The organism is Streptomyces sp. NPDC058246 (assembly GCF_042881985.1).
Classification (GTDB): Bacteria; Actinomycetota; Actinomycetes; order Streptomycetales; family Streptomycetaceae; genus Streptomyces.
On sequence record NZ_JBHVWZ010000024.1, the window covers coordinates 128,835 to 137,491 of the forward strand.

Annotated in this window: 11 protein-coding genes and 1 riboswitch; of the genes, 4 read left to right on the top strand and 7 right to left on the bottom strand. The window is 70.5% G+C overall.

Features of this window, described 5'->3' with window-relative positions; translation table 11 throughout:
* The first annotated feature begins 151 nt into the window (after positions 1-151).
* On the top strand, positions 152-1,276 hold the full coding sequence (locus ACFVXA_RS29285) for an 8-amino-7-oxononanoate synthase (protein WP_390027530.1): 1,125 nt from the start codon (positions 152-154) through the stop codon (positions 1,274-1,276).
* Here ACFVXA_RS29285 and ACFVXA_RS29290 read toward each other — a convergent pair.
* Together ACFVXA_RS29290 and ACFVXA_RS29295 are read right to left on the bottom strand one after the other, a co-directional pair.
* A complete protein-coding gene (locus tag ACFVXA_RS29290; protein ID WP_390027532.1) occupies positions 1,260-1,514 on the bottom strand; it encodes a DUF397 domain-containing protein in 255 nt (84 codons plus the stop codon). The genes ACFVXA_RS29285 and ACFVXA_RS29290 overlap by 17 nt on opposite strands.
* 9 nt (positions 1,515-1,523) lie before the next feature.
* Positions 1,524-2,381: a helix-turn-helix transcriptional regulator gene (locus tag ACFVXA_RS29295; protein WP_362034356.1), complete on the bottom strand. Its 858-nt coding sequence runs from the start codon at positions 2,379-2,381 to the stop codon at positions 1,524-1,526.
* A gap of 212 nt (positions 2,382-2,593) precedes the next feature.
* Here ACFVXA_RS29295 and ACFVXA_RS29300 point away from each other — a divergent pair, with 212 nt between their 5' ends.
* Positions 2,594-3,055 (top strand): ATP-binding protein, encoded by a 462-nt coding sequence (locus tag ACFVXA_RS29300; RefSeq protein ID WP_362034353.1) that lies wholly within the window; start codon positions 2,594-2,596, stop codon positions 3,053-3,055.
* Between the two features lie 146 nt (positions 3,056-3,201).
* On the opposite strand, the gene ACFVXA_RS29305 is transcribed toward ACFVXA_RS29300, so the two are convergent.
* A complete protein-coding gene (locus ACFVXA_RS29305) occupies positions 3,202-4,146 on the bottom strand; it encodes a LysR family transcriptional regulator (protein ID WP_390027534.1) in 945 nt (314 codons plus the stop codon).
* A gap of 138 nt (positions 4,147-4,284) precedes the next feature.
* Here ACFVXA_RS29305 and ACFVXA_RS29310 point away from each other — a divergent pair, with 138 nt between their 5' ends.
* Complete coding sequence (locus tag ACFVXA_RS29310) at positions 4,285-4,902, top strand: LysE family translocator (protein WP_383912085.1); 618 nt, start codon at positions 4,285-4,287, stop codon at positions 4,900-4,902.
* Here ACFVXA_RS29310 and ACFVXA_RS29315 read toward each other — a convergent pair.
* The 4 genes from ACFVXA_RS29315 to ACFVXA_RS29330 all read right to left on the bottom strand — a co-directional run bounded on the left by ACFVXA_RS29315 (position 4,856) and on the right by ACFVXA_RS29330 (position 7,589).
* The gene (locus tag ACFVXA_RS29315) at positions 4,856-5,374 is read right to left on the bottom strand and encodes a DUF6328 family protein (RefSeq protein ID WP_383748437.1); all 519 of its coding nucleotides are present in this window, start codon (positions 5,372-5,374) and stop codon (positions 4,856-4,858) included. The two genes, ACFVXA_RS29310 and ACFVXA_RS29315, sit on opposite strands and share 47 nt — an antisense overlap.
* 263 nt (positions 5,375-5,637) lie before the next feature.
* The gene (locus ACFVXA_RS29320) at positions 5,638-6,111 is read right to left on the bottom strand and encodes a C40 family peptidase (protein ID WP_362034344.1); all 474 of its coding nucleotides are present in this window, start codon (positions 6,109-6,111) and stop codon (positions 5,638-5,640) included.
* Between the two features lie 3 nt (positions 6,112-6,114).
* A riboswitch (cyclic di-AMP (ydaO/yuaA leader) is annotated at positions 6,115-6,313 on the bottom strand.
* A 327-nt stretch (positions 6,314-6,640) separates the two neighbouring features.
* Complete coding sequence (locus ACFVXA_RS29325; RefSeq protein ID WP_362034341.1) at positions 6,641-6,946, bottom strand: hypothetical protein; 306 nt, start codon at positions 6,944-6,946, stop codon at positions 6,641-6,643.
* Between the two features lie 7 nt (positions 6,947-6,953).
* A complete protein-coding gene (locus tag ACFVXA_RS29330) occupies positions 6,954-7,589 on the bottom strand; it encodes an ATP-dependent Clp protease proteolytic subunit (protein ID WP_383748435.1) in 636 nt (211 codons plus the stop codon).
* Between the two features lie 232 nt (positions 7,590-7,821).
* Here ACFVXA_RS29330 and ACFVXA_RS29335 point away from each other — a divergent pair, with 232 nt between their 5' ends.
* Positions 7,822-8,100: a type II toxin-antitoxin system Phd/YefM family antitoxin gene (locus ACFVXA_RS29335; protein WP_362034335.1), complete on the top strand. Its 279-nt coding sequence runs from the start codon at positions 7,822-7,824 to the stop codon at positions 8,098-8,100.
* Positions 8,101-8,657: the final 557 nt, after the last annotated feature.

Consider the following 8,657-nt stretch of genomic DNA (forward strand, 5'->3'; position numbering starts at 1 on the left):
GGGCACTCTCGGCCAAGGAGAGTTTGCACAACAGAGACGGTTCGACGTGTGGGTATTGCCACATCCTGGGCGGCTGGCCCGGCCGCTAGGGTCTGTGCACTGCCTACAAAACACGGTCACCACACACCCGTCACCACGGCCCGGAGGACACATGGCGTTCGGCTGGATCGACGAGCAGGCCCGGGCGCGCCGCCGGGCCGGACTCGTCCGCACCCTGCGTCCCCGCCCCGCCGACTCGCCGCTCCTCGATCTGGCGAGCAATGACTACCTCGGTCTCGCCCGCCATCCGGAGGTCACCGAGGGCGCGGCACAGGCAGCGCGCCGGTGGGGCGGCGGCGCCACCGGTTCCCGGCTCGTCACGGGCACGACGGAACTGCACAGTGAGCTGGAACGCGAGCTGGCCGACTTCTGCGGCTTCGAGTCCGCGCTGGTCTTCTCCTCCGGGTACGCGGCCAATCTCGCCGCCGTCACCGCGCTCGCGCCGCACGGCTCCCTGATCGTCTCGGACGCGGGCAACCACGCCTCGCTGATCGACGGCTGCCGGCTCGCCCGCGGCACCACACAGGTCGTCGCGCACGCCGACCCCGACGCCGTGCGCAAGGCGCTCGGCACCCACGAGGGGCCCGCCGTCGCCGTCTCCGACACGGTCTTCTCGGTGGACGGGGACGCGGCACCGCTCGCCGAACTGGCCGTCGCCTGCCGGGAGTACGGGGCGGCCCTGATCGTCGACGACGCGCACGGCCTAGGGGTACTGGGCGACGGCGGCCGGGGCGCGCCGCACGCGGCGGGGCTCGCGGGCGACCCCGACGTCGTCGTGACCGTCACGCTCTCCAAGTCGTTCGGCAGCCAGGGCGGCGCCGTCCTCGGCCCCGCCCGGGTCATCGACCACCTGGTCAACGCGGCGCGCACCTTCATCTTCGACACCGGTCTCGCGCCCGCGGCGGCGGGCGCGGCCCTCGCGGCGCTCAGACTGCTGCGCCGCGAGCCGGAGCGGGCCGCCCGGGCGCGGGCGGTGGCGACGGCGCTGCACACCCGCCTGACGGCCGAGGGCCTGGAGGCGGTACGACCGGACGCCGCCGTCGTCTCCGTGCGCGCGCCGTCCCCCGAACGGGCCGTGCGGTGGGCGGCGGACTGCCGTGAGGCGGGACTGGCCGTCGGCTGCTTCCGTCCCCCGTCCGTGCCCGACGGCATCTCCCGGCTGAGGCTGACCGCCCGCGCGGACCTCACCGAGGAGCAGATCGAGCACGCCGTGCGGGTGATCAGCCGACGGCGGTGAATCGTGTGGGGGGCCAGTTCAGTCCGGCGATGAATCCCTCCCAGGCCGCAGGAGCGAACAGCAGGGCGGGGCCCGCCGTGTTCTTGGAGTCGCGCACGGCCACCAGTCCGGACCAGGGGCCCGGTCCGGGGCGTGCCGTCTCCACGCAGTTGTTCATTCCCGTACTGCGGCTGCTGCGCAGCCACCGCACGTCGTGCAGTGAAGTACTGGAAGGTACGTACCGAGGCAGTGCAGACATGGTGCCTCCTTACGCGCCGTCACCAATCACGGCGATGTAATCCAACGAGTCCTCGGGCGAAAGGGCGTGGATCTGAAGGGCGTTGAAGGCCTCGCTGTAGGCCTGAAGGTCTTCTTTCCGTTCGAGGTAGAGGCTACTCGTCAAGTGGTCGAGAACAACCACATCCAGATCAGTTGTGTTCGGAAATGAGAAGATAACGAAAGGCCCGGTGACGCCGATGTGCGCTCCGGCGGCGAACGGCAGCACCTGAAGCCGCACTTGAGGCAGGAGGGCGGCTTCTCGCAACCGCTCCAGCTGCCGCGCCATGACCTCGGGTCCCCCCACTTCCCTGCGCAATAACGCCTCGTCCAGGACCGCGCTCAACTCGAGCGGCGGATTCGAACGAAGCACGTCCTGGCGGGCGAGACGCACTTCGACGAGCGCGTCGAGCTCGCCGTCCTCCAGCCCGTCCACGGCGGCCCGCGTCACCGCGCGGGCGTACTCGGGCGTCTGCAACAGCCCCGGCACCACGGAGGTCTCCAGCGTGCGCATCCGGCTGGCCTGCGACTCCAGACTGATGAAGTCGCGGTACGTCGGCGGCAGTACCCCGCGATAGGCGTGCCACCAGTGATGCCGCCCGTTGCCCTCGGAGCCCGCCAACACGACCAGCAGCTCCCGTAATTCGGGATCCTCGACGGCATACGCGTCCAGCAGGCGTTCCACATCGGCCGGTTTCACCCCGCTGGTGCCCGTCTCGATTCGGCTCACTTTCGACTGATGCCAGCCCAGGAGGCGGGCGGCCTCACCACTGGTGAGGCCCGCGTCGGCGCGCAGCGCGCGCAGTTCGGCACCGAGCTTGCGGCGGCGTACCGCGGGACCGTGCTGCATGGCCGTACTCCTTACTCCTTCCGAGCCGCCCAAATACGGTCTGCCGTCGCAGAGTTCACCGCTTCGAGCGACAGATATATGCATATCTTGGTGGATCGCACCCGTGACCGGCCCGGTAATGGCAGTCTGGCGCGAAGCACCAGTCCGGGACCGTACTCGAACCATCCGCTTCGTGTCGGACCCCGGTCCCGTGGGAAAGGGACGACCGCGCCATGGCAGACCACCAGGAAGCATCCGTCACTCTGCCGAGCGATCCCGCCTCGGTTTCCGCGGCCCGTAAATTCGTCGCCGACGTGCTGGTCGAATGGGGCCAGCCGTCGGACTCCGAAGTCGCCGACACCGTACGCCTGATCGTGTCCGAACTAGCGACCAACGCCGTCCAGCACACGTTCGGGCAGTCGCCCACCTTCACGGTGGACGTCCGGCTCGTCCGGGACGAACACTTGCGCATCGGCGTCACCGACAGCCATCCGCGCTTTCCGAAACGGCTGCCCGCGGCCGTCCAACAGGACAACGGCCGCGGCATGGTGATCATCCGCTGGCTGGCCGCCGAGTGCGGCGGCCGACTCACCGTCCGGCCCACCCGGGAGGGCGGCAAGACGGTCTCCATCGAACTGCCGTGGACGGCACCGGTCCAGCCGGTGGTGGCCACCGGGGGACCTCAAGAGCCGTAGGAGGCGGCTCGGTTGTGACGGAGCCGTGGGGGAGCGGCTCAGTGGTCGGTTTCGTCGTCCTGGCTGTGCGGCTCAGCTCTCGCGGTGCGGTCCGGAGCCGTGGGGAACCGGATCAGTGGTCGGTTCCGTCGTCGTGGCTGTGCGGCTCAGCTCTCGCGGTGCGGTCCGGTGTCGTGCCGGTGCTGTCCGGCCCGTCCGAAGGCGGCGCGCAGCAGGGCACGGAAGGCGTCGACCGCCGGTGCCGCCTCGGCGGTGCGGTGGACGACCGAGATCGTACGGCGCAGCTCTCCCGGTTCCAGCCGCCGCGTCCCCACCGGTGTCGCCGCCGTCGCGGCCACCATCTCCGGTACGACCGCGACCCCGAGCCCGGCGCTGACCAGCGCGCACACCAGGGCGTACCCCGGGGTCTCGACCAGCACCGACGGGGTGGCCCCGGCCCGGGCGAGCGCGGCCTCCACGCCCTGCCGGGCGGGAAGGTCCGGAGCCATGCTGATCAGTGGCTGCCCGGCGAGCCCGCTCAACGGCAACCGCGCCGAGCCGCTCGCGAGGACATGCCCGGGGGCGGTGATCAGCACCAACTCCTCGACCAGGACCGGCTCCGCGCTCACCGACGAAGGCAGCGGTACGAGGGCCGCCGGCACGTAGGTGTGGGTGAGCGCGAGGTCCACCTCACCGGCCGCGACCGCCGAAATGCCGTCCGGCGGCTCGTAGTTCGCGACCGCCAGCTCCACGTCCGGATGGGCCCGCCGGAAGGCGCTGAGCACCGGCGGCAGCAGATGGATGCCCGCCGTCGGGAAGGTGCCGAGCCGCAGCGTGCCGCCCGACAGGCCGGCCAGGCGGGCCAGTTCGTGCCGGGCCCGCTCCATCTCGTCCAGGATCCGGCGGGCCCGCGCCACCAGCAGTTCGCCCGCGTCCGTCAGCCGCGCACCGCGATGCGAGCGCACCAGCAGGGTCGCGCCAGTCTCCCGCTCCAGCTTCGCCAGTTGCTGGGAGAGGGCCGGCGGGGTGTAGCCGAGGCGCTCAGCGGCCCGGGTGATCGACCCCGCCTCGGCGACCGCCACCAGCGCCGCCAGCCGCGTCGGGTCGTACATCGTGCACTCCTGAGGTGTTCCCGGACCTCGCGGACATCCCGGACCTCGCGGACCTCGCTGGGTGTAAACGAATGCTTAAGGCCTACCCAGGATATTCGACATACCTGCTGAAGGCCCGACACGGGCAGTCTGGTGCTCATGGACGCACAGCTCATCGCCTTCACAGGGGTCGCCGCCGGAATGGTCGCCATGCCGGGCGCTGACTTCACCGTCGTCGTACGCAACGCCCTGGTCTCGCGCCGGGCCGGCGTCGTGTGCGCGCTCGGGATCACCGGCGGGCTGCTCCTGCACACGGCGCTCGCGGTCGCCGGGGTCGCCGCGGTCCTCACCGCCGTGCCCGCCCTGTTCGGGGCGCTGCAGCTGCTCGGCGGCGGCTACGTGCTGTACCTCGGCGTCCGGACGCTGCGGGCGCTGGGACGGCCGCGCGGGGCGGCGGCCGACGAGGCGGCGTCCGGGACGCGCCCGCTGCGGCAGGGCTTCGTCACCAACGCGCTCAATCCGAAGGCGCCGATCACCTTCCTCAGCCTGCTGCCGCAGTTCGTGCCGGCGGCCAGCCCCGCGCTGCCCAGAACCCTGCTGCTGGCGTTGATCGTGGTCGTCCTCGCCCTCGTGTGGTTCCCGGCGGTCGCGCTGCTGGTGGACCGGCTCGGGCGGTGGCTGCGCCGGCCGCGCGCCGCCCGGGCCGTGGAGGCGGTCACCGGGACCGCGCTCACGGTGCTCGGTCTGGTCCTTCTGCTGGAGCCGCTCGGGACGTGAAATGCCGGTGCACCAGCCGCGGCAGGGCGCCCCAGAGCGCGAGGCAGACGGCCAGCGTGCCCGCCCCCGCCGCGATCCCGGCGCCGCGCCCCAGCGTCACGTCCACGACGAGGAGCACCGATCCGGTGAACGCCAGCATCAGCACGTACAGACCGATGTGGGCCAGCTGGGAAGAGACCCGCACGATGGTGGGCTTGACGTTCTGCTGGAACAGCGACCGGTGCAGGGCGGCGGGGGCCGTGAACAGGGCCGCGGCCACCACGGCCAGCAGCAGTGTGGTGACGTACGTGGTCCGCTGCACGGTGTCGAGGGACGGGAAGCGCTGGGTGAACGCGAGGGTCAGCAGGAAGGCGAAGAGGATCTGCACCCCGGTCTGGGTGACGCGCAGCTCTTGGAGCAGTTCGGCGAAGTTGCGGTCCGCGCGTTCCAGGGGTGTCTCGTCGCGTGCCGTGCTGGGACGTTGGTCGGCCATGGGAGACGAGTAACCGGTGAGGCCCGTCTTCACGCACCTGGGGTGGGGCGGGTTGGCCCGCGCGGTTCGCGCACGCGCTTGAGAGGGTTGCGGACGCCTCGGACGGGTGGTGGCACGCCGAGAGGGTCGCGGACGGTCTCAACGCGTGGTGGCACGTCCTGAGAGCGATGCCGGCGGCCCAGGCGGGTGGTGGCACGCCCCGAGGGGGGTGTGGGCGCCCCGAGGGGGTGCCGACGGGCTCCGCCGGCACCCCCTCGGGCAGGTCAGCTGACCCGGCCGTACCACACGCTCCTCGTCCAGATCTTCTGGAGCTTCACGACCTCCCCGGTCTTCGGCGAGTGCCAGATCTTGCCCTTCCCGGCGTAGATGCCGACGTGGTACACGTTCCGGCCCGAGTGGAAGAACACGAGGTCTCCGGCCTTGCGGTGCGAGGCGGAGATGTGGTGCGTCTTGTTGTACTGCGCCGCGGCCGTACGAGGCAGCTTCTTGCCCGCCTTCTTGTACGAGTACAGCGTGAACCCGGAGCAGTCGAAGCGGCGCGGGCCCGTGGCACCCCACTTGTACGGGGAGCCCTTCTTGGAGGCCGCGACCTGAAGTGCCTTCGTCGCGAGAGTGGCCGCCTCGGCGTCGGATGAGACGCCTGGGACCACAAGGCTGCCGCCCATGGCGGCGATGGTCAGAGCCGAGGCCGTACCGGCCCTCGTCCACAGCGACGGGACACGATTGAGCGCAGTCATGCGCAACCCTTCGTCAACCGCCTGTGAAGGATGACCTGTCGGATTCGGGCTGGCGAAGTAGCCCGGCCGCGTGATGCGGCTTCACCCCAAGGACCGCCCGGAAATGTCTCCGGCGGCCCGTCGTGCTGGGTCCTCCACTCCTGCCGATGCACATCTGTCGACCGGTCGTCCGGGCGGCGGCAGGACTCGGCGTCCGCCCGGACCGCCCCGCCGGTATGGCGGGGGCTTGTCGTCGGAAGGGATCTTCACGCATAAGTGTCCGAAAAACCGAGCGGAATCGGTGGTTTGTGGTGTTAGTCACCACTCACCCGTTCGGGTGGACACCCCTCTGTTCGAGGGGGTGTTGACGAAGTCGACCGCGCCCGCACCAGGGACGGAGGGCCTCATTCCGCCTTTCGGCTACGCGCGTTGCGCAACTTTTACGCACTCAGAAAAGGACCCCTTTGTACTCCATCAGGGGGTACGCCATCTGGTCCGTTTGACACCCGGGCCGGACGCTTCGACGCGCCGCAACCCGGGCGTCGGTGCGTCAACTGTCGGCGTCGGGCGGCAGCGTGACCCGGGCCGCCCGCCGCTCCCCGTCAAGCACGCGCAGAGCCTGGGCCAGTGTCGGGGCGTGCACCTCGCTCTCGCCGCGCTGGTGCATCAGCGCGAGGGCGTCACGCAGCGCCGTCGCCTTGCCGACCAGCGCCTGGGCGGCCCTCAGTCCGCGGTAGGTGTCCCCGGGGCGTGCCGGGTTGATACGGCCGACCAGATCGACCACGTCGAGGTAACGGTCGATCAACTCGGCCTCGGCGCGCGTCAGCGCGGGCAGCGGAGGCAGGTCGGGGATCATCGGGCGATCACCTCGCGCCGGGCGCGGTGCGCGAGGCCTTGCGGCTCGGGATGATCCGGTCGACCAGTCCGTACGCCACCGCCGCCGGCGCGTCGAGGATCATGTCGCGTTCGATGTCCGCGGCGACCTGCTCCGGACGCTGCCCCGTGTGCCGTACGAGCATCTCCTCCAGCAGCTTGCGGGTGCGCATCAACTCCTCGGCCTGGATGACCAGATCGCTCGCCTGTCCCTGGATCGGTTCGGGGGTCGACGGCTGGTGGATGAGCACGCGGGCGCCGGGCAGCGCGAGCCGCTTGCCCGGCGTGCCCCCGGCCAGGAGCACGGCCGCGGCGGACGCCGCCTGCCCCAGGCAGACCGTCTCCACGTCGCAGGTGACGAACCGCATCGTGTCGTAGATCGCCGTCATCGCGCTGAACGAGCCGCCGGGGGAGTTGATGTAGAGCGAGATGTCCTGGTCCGGCGCCAGGTACTCGAGGTGCATGAACTGCGCCATCACGTCGTTCGCCGACGTGTCGTCGATCGGTGTCCCGAGGAAGACGATCCGCTCATCGAGCAGCTTCGCGTACGGATCCAGGGTCCGGTGCCCCGAGCTGGTCCGTTCGGTGAACTCGGGCAGGACATGGCGGGCTGACGGTTCGTTCATGGCTCGCGCCTCCTCTGAAGGACTCCGTAAAAAATGTACAGGACGTACAGATGCCGCTGAAGGCTACTCGCTGACAGCAGAAATCCCGCCCGGGGCGGGGTTGGCGGGGATATGCGGCGGCGGGGTCCGGGGCCGGCGGAGACGGGCGGGGTCGCCCGCTCCAGGCCGGCAGAGACGGGCGACGTCGCCCGCTCCAGGAGGGGTGCCGGGGGCCCGGTCTAAGCTGGACGACATGGCCTACGAGATTCCGGTGACGCAAGCCAGGGCTGAGCTCGCCGATCTGATCAACCGCGTGGTGTACGGCGGTGAGCGCGTCGTCGTGACGCGGCACGGGAAGCCTCTCGTCGCCCTGGTCTCCGCCGACGACCTGGAGCGCCTCGAAGAACTCCCGGACCCCGTGGACGAGCAGGTGGTCAGCTCCCTCTCCAGCGTTCGCGAAGTCGCGTCCGCGCCGCGCGAGCGCCAGCGGTTCGGCATCGCCGCGGAGCACCGGGGGCCCAACGCCTCGTAACCGCAAGGCGGTTCGGATCCTTCGAATCCAGTGGGGTCGTGTGCGCCGTACGCAGGTACGGGGCACACGGCCCCTTCTGTATGGGCGCCCGTTCGGCTGTATGCGCGGGCATCCGGTGATTCGCCGCGCGCGGGCCGCCCGGTGTCTGTGTGCCGTGCCGTATACGGTCCGGCGCCCCTGCCCCCGTGCCGCGCCCTTCGCTCCGGCATCCGGGTGGTCTTGGTCGCCCGGACCCGCCGTCCGACCTGTGCCTGGAGGCGATGCGGCCGAGGTCGCGGGGTGAACCGGGTATGCGGGAGCTCAGATCGCGGTCACGAGTGGATCAAGGTCTGGTTAACGTAGTTGAAACTCCGTCCAACTAACCTGCCGATCCACGCCACCAGGGGTTTTTGTATCCGGATTCGTCAAGATCACGAAAATTGTCTGTGTGTTACATCTATCCCGTCGCGGTGGCTGCGGCAGCCGGACCCCGCACGGTCCGGAGCGAGGACTGTGAGGTGGGACGCCGTGCAACTGACCCCGCACGAGCAAGAGAGGCTGCTGATCCATGTGGCCGC